Genomic DNA, 16183 nt, shown 5'->3' on the forward strand with positions numbered 1-16183 from the left:
GCCGGTCCATGGGGCCCCGGTGGACCCCGTGGACCGGGGGAAAGGGCGTCAGCAGGCGGGTGACGGCGCGGAGTCGGGCTGCGCCGTGGAGTCGGGCCCCGCCGCGGGCTTCGCGCGCGGAGCCTTGCGGTCCGGTCCGCCGGTGAAGCGCTCGTACTCCTTGAGGACGTCCTCCGCCGGCCCGTCCATGCGCAGTTCGCCGCGCTCCAGCCACAGCACCCGCTCGCAGGTGTCCCGGATCGACTTGTTGCTGTGGCTGACCAGGAACACCGTGCCCGCCCGCGCGCGCAGTTCCCGGATGCGCCGCTCGGACCGCTTCTGGAAGGAGCGGTCGCCGGTGGCCAGCGCCTCGTCCACCAGGAGCACGTCGTGGTCCTTGGCGGCGGCGATGGAGAAGCGCAGCCGGGCCGCCATGCCGGAGGAGTAGGTGCGCATCGGCAACGTGATGAAGTCGCCCTTCTCGTTGATCCCGGAGAAGTCGACGATCTCCTGGTAGCGCTCCTTGATCTGCGCCCGGGACATGCCCATCGCCAGCCCGCCGAGGTGGACGTTGCGCTCGCCGGTGAGGTCGTTCATCAGCGCCGCGTTGACGCCGAGCAGCGAGGGCTGGCCGTCGGTGTAGACGCGGCCCCTCTCCACCGGGAGCAGGCCGGCGATCGCCTTGAGCAGCGTCGACTTGCCGGAGCCGTTGGTGCCGATCAGGCCGATCGCCTCGCCGCGGTGGGCGACGAAGGACACGCCGCGCACCGCGTGCACCCGGCGGACGCCGGACGCCTTCCCGGCCTTCCCACGGCGCAGCACGCGGTGCAGGGCGGCGGTCGCCGAACCGCGCCCCGCGCCGGTGCCGTTGACCCGGTAGACGATGTCGACGCCGTCGACGACGACGGTGGGGACGCGCTCGCCGGTCCCTTCGGTGAGGTCAGCCACGGCCGTAGGTCTCCTCTGCCTTCCAGAAGTACAGGAAGCCGCCGGCCCCGGCGAGCAGCGCCCAGCCGGTGGCGAGGGCCCACACGTGCGGGGGCAGGTGGCCGCCGCCGAAGCTGTCGATCAGGGCGAAGCGCATCAGGTCGATGTAGACGGCGGCGGGGTTGGCCTGGAGCACCGTGCCGAGCCAGGACGGCAGGTCGCTCTGGGCGCTCACCATGCGGTCGATGCTGAACATCACGCCGGAGGCGTACATCCAGGTGCGCAGCAGGAACGGCATGAGCTGGGCGATGTCGGGGATCTTCGCGCCCACCCGGGCCATGATCAGCGACACGCCCGCGTTGAAGACGAACTGGAGCACCAGCACCGGCGCGGCCAGCAGCCAGGAGGGGGCGGGCGGCACGCCGAAGGCGAGCAGGATCACCACCAGGGCGGCCATCGAGAACAGCAACTGCTGCAACTGCTGGAGGCAGAAGGAGACGGGCAGCGCGGCGCGCGGGAAGTGCAGGGCCCGCACGAGCCCGAGGTTGCCGGAGATCGCCCGGGTGCCCGCCATGATCGAGCTCTGCGTGAACGTCCACACGAACACGCCCGTGACCAGGAACGGCACGTAGTCCGGCACGCCCCGCCTGGTCTGCATCAGCACGCCGAAGATCACGTAGTACACGGCCGCGTTGAGCAGCGGGGTCATCACCTGCCAGAGCTGGCCCAGCCGCGCCTGACTGTACTGGGCGGTGAGCTTGGCGGTGGCGAAGGCGCCGATGAAGTGCCTGCGCGCCCAGAGCCGGCGGACGTAGACGGCCAGTGTGGGGCGGGCGCCGCTCACCGACAGACCGTGGCGGGCGGCGAGCGCCGCCAGGTCTTCGCCGGGGGCGCCGGCCACCGGGGCCGGTGAGGGGGGCGGTGTGTCGAGGACCTGGCTCACATCCGCTGCTTTCGCTCGGGGAGTTCGGGAGGGGGCGACGTCGGGGCCGGCCGGGGCACGCGGTGTCCTCCCGCGGGACGCCCTGCGTTCACGTCGGGACGGGACCGTATCGTCGCTACGCGAGCGTAGGGCGTGGGTACGTCGGGACGCAACCGTTGCGTCGTGACGCCCCTATGCTTGGCTCGCATGACGACCAACGCCGACCAGCCGCAGCAGCCCCCGCGCCGCCGGGCCCCCGCCGGGGCGGCCGTGCTGCGGGAGGACGTGACGGAGGCGATCCGGGCGGCCGTCTTCGCGGAACTGGCGGCCGTCGGCTACGCGCGGATGTCCATCGAGGGGATCGCGCGCCGCGCGGGCGTCGGCAAGACCGCCGTCTACCGGCGCTGGCGCTCCAAGCTGCACCTGGTGCTGGACGTCGTCTCCGCGCTCGCCGTCGGCGGCCTGCCCGCCCCGGACACGGGCGCGCTGGAGAGCGACCTGCGCCTGCTCTACGAGGTGACGTCGCGTGCGCTGCGCCACCCGGTGGCCTCGCAGATCATCCCGGACCTCCAGGCCGAGGCGGCCCGCAACCCGGAGATCGCCGAGGCGCTGGGCAAGGCGCTGCGGGAGGGGCAGGACGGGGTGGCCAGCGCGATCCTGGAGTCGGCGGAGGACCGCGGCGAGGTCCGCCCCGGCCTCGACATGGACCTGGCCCTGGACCTGATCTCCGGGCCGCTCTACTGGCGGTCGGTGGTCGTGCGCGGCCCGAAGCCGCCCAAGGGGTACCTCGCGGCGCTGGCGCGGGCCACGGCGCGGGCGCTCAAGGCCCTCTGAGCGCCCGCGGCCGTGGCCCGCGGCCGTGGCCCGCGCGCAGCCGTGCGCCACCGGGCCGGGCCGCGGGCGGGTTCGCCGCGCGGGCCGGGGGGTGGGGCGCGGGCGGGTTCGCCGCGCGGGCCGGCGGCGGGGGCGCCCTACGCGTTCGCCGCCTCCGGGTGGAGGGCCACCCAGCCCTCCCAGGCGGACGTGATCATGTCCTGGACGCCGTACTTCGCCTTCCAGCCCAGCTCGGCCGCGGCGCGCTCGGACGAGGCGACGACGCGGGCGGGGTCGCCGGGGCGGCGCGGCCCCACCGTGGGCGGCAGGTCCCGGCCGGTGAGCGCGTTGATCCGGTCGATCATCTCCCGGACGGACACACCCTCCCCCCGGCCGATGTTGAGGGTCAGGGCGCGTCCGGGGGACGCCTCCAGCGCGCGGGCCGCGGCCACATGGGCCTCGGCCAGGTCCACCACGTGGATGTAGTCCCGTACGCAGGTGCCGTCCGGCGTGTCGTAGTCGTCGCCGAAGATGCGCGGGGCGGCGCCCTCCGTCAGCTTCTCGAAGACCATCGGGACGAGGTTGAAGACGCCCGTGTCGGCCATCCGCGGGCTCGCCGCGCCGGCCACGTTGAAGTACCGCAGGGCGGCCGTGGACAGGCCCGTGGCGCGGCCGGTCGCCCGGACCAGCCACTCGCCGGCCAGCTTGGTCTCGCCGTAGGGCGACAGGGGCACGCACGGCGTGTCCTCGGTCACCAGGTCGACGTCGGGCATGCCGTACACGGCCGCGGAGGAGGAGAGGACGAAGGACGGGACACCGGTCTCCGTCACCGCCGTGAGCAGGACGCGCAGGCCCTCCACGTTCTCCCGGTAGTAGAGCAGCGGCAGCTCCACCGACTCGCCGACCTGCTTCTTCGCCGCGAGGTGGACGACACCGGTGACGCCGTGGTCGCGCATGGCGCGGGCGACGCGCTCGCCGTCCAGCACGGAGCCCACCACGAGGGGCACGCCGTCGGGAACGCGTTCGGCGACGCCGCTGGACAGGTCGTCGTACACGACCGCCCTCTCGCCCGCCGCGGTCATCGCGTGGACGACGTGCGCCCCGATGTAGCCGGCGCCGCCGGTGATCAGCCAGGTCATTGCGGCCGTCCCCTCGTCAGTGGATCTCGCATCGTCGGTGGTCCCCGGTGGTCATGGTCGGTCATTCCCGTGCCCCGGACACCCGGAAGGTCAGGACGGGGCGGGCGCGGCCGCCGGGCCGAAGGCGTCCAGGGCGGCGGTGAGCCGGTCCAGCCGGGCGCGCAGGTCCTGGACCTCGGCCAGGTCGAACCCGGTCGCCGCCGCGACCCGGAGCGGCACCTCGGCGGCCCGCTCGCGCAGCGCCGTCCCCGCCTCGCTCGGGCGCACCCGCACCGAGCGCTCGTCGCGCTCGCTGCGCTCCCGCACCACCAGCCCGGCCGCCTCCAGCCGTTTGAGCAGCGGCGAGAGCGTGCCGGAGTCCAGGCGCAGGTGCTCGCCGAGCCGCTTGACCGGCAGGTCGCCGTGCTCCCACAGCACCAGCATCACCAGGTACTGGGGATAGGTGAGCCCGAGGTCCTTCAGCAGCACCCGGTACACGCCGCCGAAGGCGCGGGAGGCCGCGTTCAGGGAGAAGCAGATCTGCTGGTCGAGGCGGAGCCGGTCCGGCACGGGCGTGGTCATGCCTCCCAGAGTAGCTTTCCGCCCGAGATTAGATTGCGCGCAATTTAATTGCGTGCTCTACTCGGAGTGTCGGCACCCGGCTCCACCACCGCAGGGACGGTTCCCATGGACGCGCTCTACACCGCCGCAGCCACCGCCACACACGGCCGCGAGGGCCGTGCCGTCAGCTCCGACGGCACGCTCGACCTCCCCCTCGCCGCGCCGGTGGAGATGGGCGGCGACGGCCGCGGCACCAACCCCGAGCAGCTCTTCGCCGCCGGGTACGCGGCCTGCTTCGGCAGCGCCCTCGCCCTGGTCGCCCGCCGGGCCGGGGCCGACCTCTCCGACGCGGCGGTCACCGCCGAGGTCGGCATCGGCCGCGAGGGCGAGGGGTTCGGGCTCGCCGTCACCCTCCGGGTCGAACTGCCGTCGGGCGTCGACGAGGCGACGGGCCGTGACCTGGCCGGCCGGGCCCACCAGGTCTGCCCCTACTCCCGCGCCACCCGCGGCAACATCCCGGTCCGGCTGGTCGTCGAGTAGCCGGGGCCGGACCGGCTCAGCCGCCGACCCGCGCCAGTACCTCGCCGGTCTCCTCGCTCCAGGCCACCACCACGGCCTCCTCGGGCACCGCCCGCCAGCGCGTCAGCAGCAGCCACCGCACGTGGTAGCGACGGGCGACGGCCTCGCGCTCGTCCCGGGTCGAGGAGGGAGCGAGGTACGCCGCCACGTCGGCCACCCGCCGCCCGCGCTCCCGCTCGTCCAGCGACGGGTCCGGCCAGGCGGGCGCCGCCAGGTTCGGCCCGTACCCGGCGATGGCGTGCCCGGCGTAGTAGCCGTCGGTGATCACGACCTCGCCGGGGCCGATGTGCCGCGCCGCCCAGGCGTACTGCGGCCACCGCGGCGGCTGCGCGAAACCGGCCGGGACCACCGCGCCCGCCTGGACGGTGAGGAGGCCGGCGAGCGCCCCCGCCGCCGCCGTCCAGCCCAGCGCCCGCCGCCGGCGCCCCCACGGCCGGGGCTCCGCCAGCTCCACCGCCAGCGCGAACTGCGGCGGCACCAGCGTGAGTCCGAGGATGCGCCCGTAGGTGTAGTGGCCGCTGAACCAGCCGTACGCCACCACCGCGCACTCCAGCGCGAACATCAGCACCAGCGGGTCCCGCGCCGAGCGGCGCCCGCGCAGCCACAGCGCGGGCAGCCCCAGCAGCGCCAGCCAGAACTGCCCCGGCAGGTCCGCGTAGAGCACCCGGTGGATGCCGTCCACGCTCCCGTCGCCGGTCAGCGCGAACACGTCGAAGTACGGCCAGCACGCCGCCGTCGCCGCCGCGGTGCCGCCGGTCAGCGCCCACCGCCCCGCGACCGCGCCCCGCCACCCGCGCTGCCCGCCGGCCACCAGCGCCACCGCGCCCAGCGCCGAGGCCACCGACGTGATCGGGTGGACCAGCAGGACCAGCCCGTACAGCACGCCGAGGCCCGCGTACCCGGTGAGCCCGCGCAGCCCGTCGGGTCCCACGTAGCGCACCCGGCGGGCGTCGAGCGCCCGCGCCCCGGTCAGCGCCCAGGCCCAGAAGGTGAGCCCGATGGCGAAGGCCGAGGGGTAGCCCAGGTTGCCGGTCATCGACATCAGCCCGAGGTACCCGCTCCACCAGGCCCGCTCGGTGCCCCACAGCAGCGTCATCGCGCCCAGCGCCAGCACCGGCGCCCACGGCCGGGGCGACAGCACGCGCACGAAGCGGTTGAGGCCGGTCAGCAGCACCAGCAGGTTCAGCGGGCCGGCGAGCCGCACCACCTCCCAGCCGCCCAGCCCGGTCAGCCGGGCGAAGGCGCCCTGCGCGACGGCGTACGGCGAGTAGTAAGCGCTGCCCGCCCCCGGCAGGTCGGCCATCGGGTGCCGGGGGTGCAGGAGGGACGCCTTCAGCCGCTCCACCACGGCGGCGTGCTGCCCCGCGTCACAGCACAGCGGCACCCGCCAGTACGCGAGGGTCATCACGAGGAAGAACAGGAACCCGGCGGCCTGGTACGGGGTGGGGCGCCAGGAGCGGCCCCCGCGCAGCGCCGAGGCGCCGCGCACGGACTGCCGGGTGAGGACGCCGGCGCTCACGGGATGATCGAGGACGGGGACATGCAGGACATTTGGCGTATGTTCCCGATGCCGTCAAAGACATGACGTCAGATCACCTGATCGGGTGAGAGGTCGTTGTCGAAGGGGGACGGTCGCCCCGGGACCGTCCGGGGCGAACACGTCAGCCCGTGGCCGCGGCCCGGTCCCGACGGCCCTGCCCCGGCAGCGGCACGCGCGCGTGGACCACCGGCTCCAGCAGCAGCGGCAGACCCACCACCGGCAGCAGCCAGGCCAGCACGATCAGCCGCTCGCCCCAGATGGTGATGTCCGGGTGGCCGGCCTGGGTGAGCACCCCGGTGAACGCCGCCGCGACGAGGAACACGCCGACGGTCCCGCCGCGCCGCAGCGCGCCCCACGCCCCGGCGGCCAGCGCCGCCACGAACAGCGGCTGCCACGCCTGCCGGCGCAGCCACTCCACCCAGAAGTTGCCCTGCAACTGCCAGAACTCCCGCCAGGGGTGCTCGCGGTCCGGCAGGGCGAAGTGCTGGGTCAGCAGGTCCTGGAGGCTGTCCATCTCCGAGGGGTAGTGCAGCAGCCGGGTCAGCGCCATGGTGCACAGCACCCCGGCCGCCCCCAGCGCCCCGACGGCGAGGACGTCCCGGTCCGGAGCCTCGCCCCGCGCGCGCCGCCGCAGCGAGACCAGCACGGCCGCCGCCGCCAGGCACAGCCCCAGGAACAGCGCCTGGGAGTGCTTGACGGCGAACAGCGCGGGCAGCGACCCGCCGACGAGCAGCAGACCGGCCCGCCGCCGGCCCGCCCGCAGCACCAGGGCGCACCCCCACACCGCCGCCAGGGTGAGCGCCATCAGCAGGCCCTCGGTCATCGGGCGCATCGCGGTCGTCCCGCTCGGCAGCACGTAGTACAGCACCTGCCCGGCCAGGGCCAGGGGCACCGACACGGACAGGGTGCGCAGGATCAGGAAGACGAGGACACCGCCCGTCACCGTGATCGCCACGCTCGCCGCCCACACGCCCCACGTCACGCCGAACGCGGCGATGAACGGCACCAGCACCGCCGGATAGCCGGGCCGGACCTCGAAGATCCGCATGAAGCGCTCCGACATGTACGGCGCCGTGTGCCCGGCCGTCTGACCGGCCGCCAGCCGCGGCTCCACGTGACGCCACTCCCGCTCCCGGCACGTGTCCGTCACCTGCCGGGTGGGGTCGGCCCGGTGGAACCGCACCACGTCCACGCTCTGGTCGCGCCGGGCGACCGACGCCTTGCCCGCGCAGACGTAGTCGATGGTGGCCGAGGCCGCCCCCCGCTTGCTCTCCCCGCTCAGACTGAGGGCGTACGAGAGGTAGTTCCGGGTGTCGGGCGTGTCCCGGCCGGTGACGTTCGCCAGTTGGAGCACGGCGAACAGCGCGGCCAGGACCAGCACCCAGGTGCGCGGCCTCACGAAGAGGCGAGCAGGTCGCTGTCGGCGGGCACGGACCGGGCCACGGGCACCGAGACCGCGGGAGCGGGCATCGACTCGCCCAGCAGCAGCGTGCGCACCACGCGCTCGGCGGCCCGGCCGTCGTCGAACTCGCAGAACCGCTCCCGGAACGCCGACCGCAGCCGCCGCGACTCCGCGTCCCGCCAGCTCCCCGAGACCAGCACCTCGGACAGCTCCCGCTCGGTGCGGGTCACGGGGCCCGGCGACTCGGCGGTGATGTCGAAGTAGGCGCCCCGGCTCGCCGCGTAGGCGCCCCAGTCGTCGGCGTGGATCACGATCGGCCGGTCCAGCAGCGCGTAGTCGAACATCAGGGCCGAGTAGTCGGTCACCAGGACGTCCGAGGCGAGCATCAGGTCCTCGACGTGCGGTTCGTCCGTGGCGTCGATCAGCACGCCCCGGCGGTGCAGGTCGGCCAGGCCCATGCCGCGGGCGGGACCGGTGGCGAGCGAGGGGTGCAGGCGGACCACCAGCGTGTGGTCCTCGCCGAGGGCGGCGGCGAGCTTCGCCAGGTCGACCCGGTCGACATGGCCGCCGCGCCGGTACTCGCGGCGGGTCGGCGCGTACAGCACCACCGTCTTCCCGGCCGGGACGCCGAGCCGCTCGCGCACCCGGGCGCCCTCCTCCGCTCCGGCGGCGACCAGCCGGTCGTTGCGCGGGCTGCCGGTGCGCACGGAGGTGAACCCGCAGGGGTAGGCCCGCTCCCACACCAGCTCCGAGTGCCGGTTGGCGACCAGGCTGTAGTCCCAGCGGTCGGCGCGGCGCAGCATCTGCGGCACGTCCACCCGGTGCCGGGCGCCCGGCTTGCCCAGGAGGTCGGCGCCCATGTACTTGAGCGGTGTGCCCTGGTGGGTGTGGATGTGCACGCTGCCGGGGCGCTTGGTGAGGCTGTTGGGCCAGTTGACGTTGTTGACGAAGAACGTGGCCCGCTCCGTCACCCGGCGGTAGGCCGAACTGCCCAGCAGCACGTGCTCGGTGCCGGGCGGCAGCAGCTCGGCCTCCTGCTTGCTGCGCACCACCCACACCCCGCGGAGCTGCGGGGCGATCTCCCTGGCCTTGTGGTAGATCGCGGCCGGGTCGCCGAGCACGCCGCGGTGGCGGAACGCCGAGTACACCACGAGGTTCGGGTCCAGCGGACGGCGGTTGTTCACCGCGGCCCGGACCCGGCCGACCCGCCGGATCGCCGCCGTACGGGTCTTCCTGGCCCGCCGCACCACCGTCTTCCTGGTCTGCGCCGAGCGGCGGCCGAGCCGGTAGGAGGCCCAGCTCCCCTCCAGCACCCGCAGCTCCGGCGGGACCGTCGCGCCCTCGGGCCGGAACTCGCGGAACATCTCCGCGGTGCGCTGGAAGAACTCGGGCTTGTCGGACGGCGGCAGCCGGTCCGGCTTGGCCAGGATGTCCAGGCAGTGCTCGCCCATCTTGGCGTGCAGGAACGGCCGCCAGTGCGCCAGGTGCGGGCGCTCGTCGAGGAACGCGAAGACCCGCGCGTACTGGTCGTGTACGTCGAAGTGCTTGCGGCTGGTGGTGGAGAGGATGTTGCCCTGGCGGCGCTGGCGGTAGTACAGGCAGATGCGGTCCAGGGTGGCGATCCGCTCGGCGCTGAACATCACCGGGAAGGTCCACGGCGTGTCCTCGTAGTAGCCGGGCGGGAAGGCGAAGCCCTCGCGCTCGACGAAGTCGCGCCGGTAGACCTTGTTCCAGACCACCATGAGGAGGTCCATGATCTCCGGCTGCTCGGCCGCCGTGAACGTTTCGCCGGCGGTCTCCGCGAGGACCCGCGCGAGCGCGTTGCGCCGGGTCCCGCCCCACCAGTAGGTGCGCGCGTAGTCGAAGACCAGCACGTCCGGGTCGTCCGCCTCGTCGAGCCGGTCGGCCATGGCGGCGAGCGCGCCCGGGGTCAGCGTGTCGTCGCTGTCCAGGAAGAACAGGTAGTCGCCGGTGGCCAGCGGCATGCCCGCGTTGCGGGCGCGGCCCAGGCCGACGTTCTCCTCCAGGTGCAGCACGCGCAGCCGGTCGTCGCGGGCCGCGTACTCGTCCAGGATCGCGCCGCAGCCGTCGGGCGAGCAGTCGTTGACGGCGATGACCTCGATGTCCCGGTAGGACTGGCCGAGGACCGAGTCGAGGCACTCGCGCAGGAAGCCCTGCACCTTGAAGCAGGGGAGGATGATGCTGAAGCGGGGCACTGCGGGGTCAGCTCCTAACGAGGGTGGCGGCGGGGGCCGGGACGCGGTCGGCGAGCGGGATCACGGACGGGATCGCCTCCGGCGGCTCACCGAGCAGCACCCGGCGCACGACGCGCTCGGCGGCGTGCCCGTCGTCGAACTCGCAGAACCGTTCCCGGAAGGCCGCGCGCAGGGCCGTCGCCCCGGCGTCCGTGTACGAGCCGTCCGCGAAGACCCGGGCCAGCTCCTCAGGGGTGCGCGCCACCCGGCCGGGCGGCGCCTCCATCAGGTCGAAGTAGACGCCGCGCGTCTCCCGGTAGATCTCCCAGTCGTCGGCGTAGACGACGATCGGCCGGTCGAGGTTGGCGTAGTCGAACATGATCGACGAGTAGTCGGTGATCAGCGCGTCGGCGGCCAGGCACACGTCCTCGGAGGAGCGGTGCGAGGTGACGTCGATGATCCGGCCGCTGCCGCGGGCCCCGCCCCGGTCGTAGAAGTAGTGGGCGCGCAGCAGCACCACCACGTCCTCGCCGGCCGCCTCGCAGAACGCCTCCAGGTCCAGCGCGCCCGCGCCGAACCCGGTCTCGTAGTCGCGGTGCGTGGGCGCGTACAGGACGGCCGTCTTGCCCTCCGGCACGCCCAGTTCGCGGCGCACGCGGGCCACGTCCTCGGCGGTCGCCGTGTAGTAGACGTCGTTGCGGGGGTAGCCGTACTCCAGGTGCTCGTAGGAGCCGGGGAAGGCGCGCTCCCACATCTGGGTGGAGTGGCTGTTGGAGGAGAGGTTGTAGTCCCAGCGGTCCACGCGGCCCAGCAGCTTGCCGAAGCTGCCGCTGTTCGCGGCCACCACCGGGTACGTCGACTGGTCGACGCCCATCGTCTTCAGCGGCGTGCCGTGCTGTGTCTGCAGGTGGACGCTGCCGGGCCGCTTGACGACCTCCTCGGCGAAGTTGGCGTTGTTGATCAGGTACGTGGCGCGGGCCAGCACCTCCCAGTAGCGGGCGCTGCCGATGACGGCGAAGTCGACGCCCTCGGGCATGGTGTGCGCCTGGTCGGCCTCGACCAGGAACACCGAGCGCAGGTGCGGGGCGAGTTCCCTGGCCTTGGCGTGGATCGCGGCCGGGTTGCAGGCGTAGCCGCGGCCCCAGTAGGCGCAGTACACGGCGAGGTGGGGGTCCAGCGGGCGGCGCAGGTGGCGGCGGTAGCCCATGGGGGTGCGCGACCCCCGCGGACGCGGCAGGGAGACGCGGGCGCCGCTCTCCTCCTCCGCGCCGCCGGCGCGCAGCGCGCGGAAGGCGGTGTACGAGCCGGAGGCCAGCATCCGGTACTGCGAGCCGGCGCGGCCGGCCGGCGGGCGGAAACCCGCGGGGCGGTGGCGCCGGTAGAGGCGGCTCGCCCGGTGGAAGAAGGCCCGGCGCCCCCCGGTCAGCAGCTTCGGGTGGGCGGCCGTGCGCAGGATCTCCGCGAAGAGCTGCTCGAACAGCGGGCGGCGCCGCTCCTCCGGCAGGCCCTTCTCGGCGGCGTGCGTGAGCGCCAGTTCGGCCTGGTCCAGCAGTTCGGCGTGGTGCTCGCCGGGCTGCTCCAGCCGGCTGCCCTGGCGCCGCTCCTGGTGCCTGACCACCACGGAGCGCAGGACGGCCACCCGCTCGGCCTCCGCGGCGACCCGCGCGCCGAAACCGATGTCCGTGAAGTACCCGTCGGGGAAGACCAGACCGCGCTCGTCGAGGAAGGCACGGCGGTGGACCGCGCTCCAGGCGGGCAGCGTCACACCGGTCAGCCGCGGCGCCCGGTCCGGGGTGAACGCCCCCTCCGGCGCCTCGGCGAGCAGGGCCGCCGCCGGGTTGACCGGATCGCCCTCCCACCAGGGCACCCGCTCGTGCTCCGTGTAGAGGACGTCGACGCCGCCGGTGTCGGCGAGCCGTGCCTCCACCGCGGCGAGCGCGCCCGGGGCCAGCGTGTCGTCCCCGTCGAGGAAGAGCAGGTACGCCCCCTGGGCCGCGGCGATCCCGGCGTTGCGGGCCCCGGCCAGCCCGGCCGACGGCGGCGAGTGCACGGGCCTGACCCGTGAGTCCCGCCCGGCGAGGCCGGTCGCGACGTCCGCCGCGGCGCTGTCCGGCCCGTCGCAGACCGGGATCAGCTCGAAGTCCGTGAAGGACTGGGCTAGGACGGAATCCAACGCCTGGGACAGCCGGCCCGCGACCCCATGGGACGGAACGACGATGCTGAAGCGGGGCATACTGCTCTTTCTCTCGTTGTCCTGGTCCGCCGTGAGTCCTCCGCGGTCCGGACCGCCTGGCGGCCCGGACGACCGCCCGGCCGCCACGTGGGCGGCCGGGAGGGGATGGGCCGCGAAGAGCTGCGGGGCAAGTGGACTCCCGGTGGACGGAAAGCCGAATCAAAGGCTATCTGTGGTCCTGCGGGAACCCGCAGAGTGTGGCACGCGGGCGGAGGCACCGCGTCCAGAAAGGGCCGCGGCGGACCGGGCCGGGCGGCGCGCGGGGAGCGGTACGACCGGCGGAAGGTCCGTTTCCCCCAGCACGATGTGACGTACGACACGCTCGGCGGCGTGTCCGTCGTCGTACCGGCAGAACCGCTCGCGGAACGCGGCCCGGAGCCGGGCGGACTCCGCTCCGTGCCACCGGCCCGAGGCGAGGAGGTCCGCCAGCCCGTCCTCGGTGCGCACCACCGGCCCCGGCGGGCGGGCCCGCACGGCGGCCCGTGCGGCGCGGACCGCGTCGTGCGCCGAGGGGACCTCCGGACCGTCCGGGCGGGCCCCCTCCTCCCCGGCCAGGACCACGATCGGGCGGTCCAGCACCGCGTAGTCGAACACCAGCGGCGAACCGTCGGTGACCAGGACGTCCGCGGCGAGCAGCAGCGACTCCACGCGCGGGTGCGCGGTCACGTCCAGCAGCCGGGGATGGCGCGCGGGCGCGGGGACCGGCGCGGCGCCGCCCGGGGGCTCGGCGCGCAGCAGCACCGCGTGGCGCCGGCCGAGCCGGTCCAGCAGGCGCCCCAGGTCCGGGCCCGGCGGGCGGGCCGGGCGGGGCGCCCGGTACGCGGGCGCGTAGAGGATCGTGACCATGCCGCCGGGGATGCCGAGCGTCTGGCGCAGCCGGGCCACGTCCTCCTCGGTCGCCCGCAGCAGCGGGTCGGTGCGCGGCTGCCCGAACTCGGGGACCGGGCGGATCCGCCCGCGGGCGGGCACCGGGCGCGGGGAGAGCGGGATCACACCGTCCCGGACGCCGGTCCCGCGTGGCGGACGCCCGGGGACCGGCCCCCGGGCGGCGGCCGGGGCGGGCCCGGTGACGCCGAGCGGGGCGCCCGCGCCGGCCCTGACGACGATCTGGCCGCGCCGCCGCACCAGCCGGCCGTCGAGGTCGCTGCCGTGCACCAGGTAGCGGGAGCGGGCCAGCGCCGTCCAGTACGCCGCCGTGCCCGGGGTCAGACGCCGGGGGCCGGGCGGCAGGGCGTGGTGGTGCGCCGGGTCGGCGGCCCACGCGGTGCGGATGTGCGGGGCGACGGTGCGGAACGCCTGCTCCAGCGCCCCCGGATCGCCCCCGGCGCGTCCCCGGTCGGCGGCGAACAGGGCCCGGTCGGCGCGGAGCGGCAGGGTCCGCTGGAACCGGTAGTGCAGCCGCAGCGCCGGTCCGCGGACCGCGCGCAGCACTCCGGCCAGCGACCGCCGCACGGACGTCCGGACCAGGTGCGCGGGGGCGATGACACGGAACCGGGGCACGGGGCATCCCTCACAGGAGCGGCGGGGGCGTTCGGCCCGGGAACGGCCGATGAACCGATTTGGTTACGGCCGCCGCGGCATTCGGGGGTCCACCGGGCACGACGAGGGGCGGACCGGAGACCCGGCCCGCCCCTCAAGGGTGATGTCGCGGCGCTTACTTGACGGCGCCCGCCATCACGCCCGACACGAACTGCCGCTGGAACGCGAAGAACACGGCCAGCGGGATCACCATGGAGATGAACGCGCCCGGCGCCAGCACGTCGATGTTGTTGCCGAACTGCCGTACCTGCGTCTGGAGGGCGACCGTGATGGGCTGGCTGCCGGAGTCGGCGAAGATCAGCGCCACCAGCAGGTCGTTCCACACCCACAGGAACTGGAAGATGCCCAGGCTCGCGATGGCGGGGCCGCCGAGCGGCAGCACCACCCGCGTGAACAGCCGCAGTTCGCCGGCGCCGTCCAGCCGGGCCGCCTCCAGCAGTTCCCGGGGGATCTCCGCGAAGAAGTTCCGCAGCAGGAACACGGCGAACGGCAGCCCGAAGCCGACGTGGAACAGGACCACCCCGGGCACCGAGCCGAACAAACCGACCTTCCCGAAGAGTTCGGCGATCGGGATGAGCGCGACCTGCACCGGCACGACCAGCAGCCCGACCACGGCCAGGAACCACCAGTCGCGCCCCGGGAACTCCATCCAGGCGAACGCGTACCCGGCCAGCGAGCCGATGACGACCACCAGCACCGTCGCCGGGACCGTGATGAGCACGGTGTTGACGAGGGAGCCGGTGATGTCCCCGTTGCGCAGCAGCTCCGCGTAGCTGTCGAAGGTGAGCTGCGACGGCTTCGTCAGCACCGTCCACCAGCCGTCCGCCGCCATGTCCCGGGGACTGCGCAGCGAGGACAGCAGCAGGCCGATGGTCGGCACCAGCCAGAACAGGCCCACCAGGACCAGGAAGACCCGCACCGCCCCGCCGCCGGCCCGTTCGGCCAGCCGGGACCCCAGCGACCGCCTCGCCGGGCCGGGGGAGCCGGGCGCCGGCCGCTCGGCCGCCCCGGTCACCGTCTCCGCCTGCACGGTCATCGCCGCACCTCCCGCCTGAGCCGCCGGACGTTGAACCACATCACCGGGATGACCAGGAGCAGCAGGAGCACCGCGATGGCGCTCGCCACGCCCGGCTGGTCCGCGGCGAAGCCCTTGCGGTACAGCTCCAGGGCGAGCACGTTCGCGTCGTCCTGGGAGGAGCCGGGGGCGATGATGAAGACCAGGTCGAACACCTTCAGCACGTTGATCATCAAGGTGACGACGACGACCGCCAGGACCGGCGCCAGCATCGGCACCGTGATCCGCCGGAAGACCTGCCACTCGTTGGCGCCGTCGACCCGCGCGGCCTCCATCAGCTCCCGGGGTACCGCCGCCAGGCCGGCGGCGATCAGCACCATGGCGAAGCCCGCCCACATCCACACGTACGAGCCGATGACGGCCGGGGTGACGAGGGTGGGGCCGAGCCAGTCCAGCCCGTTGTAGGGCTCCCTGAAGTTGTCGGCGGGCAGCCGCAGCAGTGCCCCGTCGGCCGCCGCGGGCAGCGTGAACGTGCCGTCCGCGGACGCCTTCGTCGTGGCGACGACCCGGCCGTCCTTGACGGCCTCGATCCGCATCCCGGCGTAGCCCGTCTCGCCCGCGTCGACCTCGCCCAGCCGGCCGACGCCCTTGCCGCGGGTGAAGTCCTGCCAGGCGGTGCCGGTGACCTTGTCCGGCTCGGGCCGGGGGGCCGCCGCGGCCTTCGCGTCGTCCGGCATCCGCTCCGGGGCGACGCCGACCAGGGGCAGCGCCACCGGCTCGCCCACCCGCACCGGCTCCCGGGTGACGAACGCCCCGCCGCCCGCCGCCTCAAGCGGCGAGTCGCGGCCCGGGTGCGCCTTCGGGAACGCCGACGACTCGGCGAAGGTGTCGTGCACGCCGACCACCACGGCGTTGGCGACGCCCTTGTCCGGGTCCTGGTCGTAGACCAGGCGGAAGATGATGCCCGCCGCCAGCATGGAGATCGCCATCGGCATGAAGACGACCAGCTTGAACGCGGTGCCCCAGCGGATGCGTTCGGTCAGCACGGCGAAGACCAGGCCGAGCGCGGTGGCGACGGTCGGCGCGAACACCACCCAGATGACGTTGTTCCGCAGGGCGGTGCGGATGCCGTCGTCGGTGAAGAGCGCCCGGTAGTTGTCGACTCCGGCGAACTGGTCGCCGGACTGGTCGTAGAGGCTGCGGATCAGCGAGTACCCGATCGGGTAGACCACGAGCGCGCCGAGCAGGACCAGGGCGGGCAGCAGGAACAGCACCGCCACGGTCGTGCGGGTGCCGGTCACGCTCTTGCGCGGAGCGGGTGCGGCGGGGGCCCCGGAGGCCCCCGCCGCGCCGGAGGACG

General features: G+C 74.4%; 13 protein-coding genes. 2 read left to right on the forward strand and 11 right to left on the reverse strand.

Annotated features, from left to right (window positions below; all coding sequences use genetic code 11):
• Positions 1-48: 48 nt before the first annotated feature.
• Both VM636_RS18890 and VM636_RS18895 read right to left on the reverse strand, forming a co-directional pair.
• Positions 49-927 (reverse strand): ABC transporter ATP-binding protein, encoded by an 879-nt coding sequence (locus tag VM636_RS18890; protein WP_338485197.1) that lies wholly within the window; start codon positions 925-927, stop codon positions 49-51.
• On the reverse strand, positions 920-1849 hold the full coding sequence (locus VM636_RS18895; RefSeq protein WP_030418497.1) for an ABC transporter permease: 930 nt from the start codon (positions 1847-1849) through the stop codon (positions 920-922). The genes VM636_RS18890 and VM636_RS18895 overlap by 8 nt, the downstream gene beginning before the upstream one ends.
• 186 nt (positions 1850-2035) lie before the next feature.
• On the opposite strand from VM636_RS18895, the gene VM636_RS18900 reads away from it, so the two are divergent.
• Complete coding sequence (locus VM636_RS18900; RefSeq protein ID WP_053913907.1) at positions 2036-2662, forward strand: TetR/AcrR family transcriptional regulator; 627 nt, start codon at positions 2036-2038, stop codon at positions 2660-2662.
• 137 nt (positions 2663-2799) lie between these two features.
• Here VM636_RS18900 and galE read toward each other — a convergent pair whose 3' ends face one another.
• Positions 2800-3780: a UDP-glucose 4-epimerase GalE gene (galE, locus tag VM636_RS18905; RefSeq protein WP_030418495.1), complete on the reverse strand. Its 981-nt coding sequence runs from the start codon at positions 3778-3780 to the stop codon at positions 2800-2802.
• A 90-nt stretch (positions 3781-3870) separates the two neighbouring features.
• The gene (locus VM636_RS18910) at positions 3871-4341 is read right to left on the reverse strand and encodes a MarR family transcriptional regulator (protein WP_338485198.1); all 471 of its coding nucleotides are present in this window, start codon (positions 4339-4341) and stop codon (positions 3871-3873) included.
• Positions 4342-4446: 105 nt separating this feature from the next.
• Between VM636_RS18910 and VM636_RS18915 the strand changes: the two genes are divergently transcribed.
• Positions 4447-4860 carry an organic hydroperoxide resistance protein gene (locus VM636_RS18915; RefSeq protein ID WP_030418493.1) on the forward strand — a complete coding sequence of 138 codons (414 nt, stop codon included), beginning with the start codon at positions 4447-4449 and terminating at the stop codon, positions 4858-4860.
• A gap of 16 nt (positions 4861-4876) precedes the next feature.
• Here VM636_RS18915 and VM636_RS18920 read toward each other — a convergent pair whose 3' ends face one another.
• From VM636_RS18920 to VM636_RS18950, 7 genes are all read right to left on the reverse strand, one after another.
• Positions 4877-6418, reverse strand: a complete 1542-nt coding sequence (locus VM636_RS18920; RefSeq protein ID WP_053913909.1) for a hypothetical protein — start codon at positions 6416-6418, stop codon at positions 4877-4879.
• A 142-nt stretch (positions 6419-6560) separates the two neighbouring features.
• Positions 6561-7838, reverse strand: a complete 1278-nt coding sequence (locus tag VM636_RS18925) for a hypothetical protein (protein ID WP_338485199.1) — start codon at positions 7836-7838, stop codon at positions 6561-6563.
• A complete protein-coding gene (locus VM636_RS18930) occupies positions 7835-10057 on the reverse strand; it encodes a bifunctional glycosyltransferase/CDP-glycerol:glycerophosphate glycerophosphotransferase (RefSeq protein WP_053913910.1) in 2223 nt (740 codons plus the stop codon). The genes VM636_RS18925 and VM636_RS18930 overlap by 4 nt, the downstream gene beginning before the upstream one ends.
• A 7-nt stretch (positions 10058-10064) precedes the next feature.
• On the reverse strand, positions 10065-12269 hold the full coding sequence (locus VM636_RS18935; RefSeq protein ID WP_030418489.1) for a CDP-glycerol glycerophosphotransferase family protein: 2205 nt from the start codon (positions 12267-12269) through the stop codon (positions 10065-10067).
• A 159-nt stretch (positions 12270-12428) separates the two neighbouring features.
• On the reverse strand, positions 12429-13769 hold the full coding sequence (locus tag VM636_RS18940) for a CDP-glycerol glycerophosphotransferase family protein (protein ID WP_338485200.1): 1341 nt from the start codon (positions 13767-13769) through the stop codon (positions 12429-12431).
• A 154-nt stretch (positions 13770-13923) separates the two neighbouring features.
• On the reverse strand, positions 13924-14844 hold the full coding sequence (locus tag VM636_RS18945) for a carbohydrate ABC transporter permease (RefSeq protein ID WP_030418487.1): 921 nt from the start codon (positions 14842-14844) through the stop codon (positions 13924-13926).
• Positions 14841-16124, reverse strand: a complete 1284-nt coding sequence (locus VM636_RS18950; RefSeq protein WP_030418486.1) for a sugar ABC transporter permease — start codon at positions 16122-16124, stop codon at positions 14841-14843. The genes VM636_RS18945 and VM636_RS18950 overlap by 4 nt, the downstream gene beginning before the upstream one ends.
• Between the last annotated feature and the right edge of the window lie 59 nt (positions 16125-16183).

Origin of the sequence: Streptomyces sp. SCSIO 75703 (assembly GCF_036607905.1) — a bacterium.
In the GTDB taxonomy this organism is placed as follows: domain Bacteria; phylum Actinomycetota; class Actinomycetes; order Streptomycetales; family Streptomycetaceae; genus Streptomyces.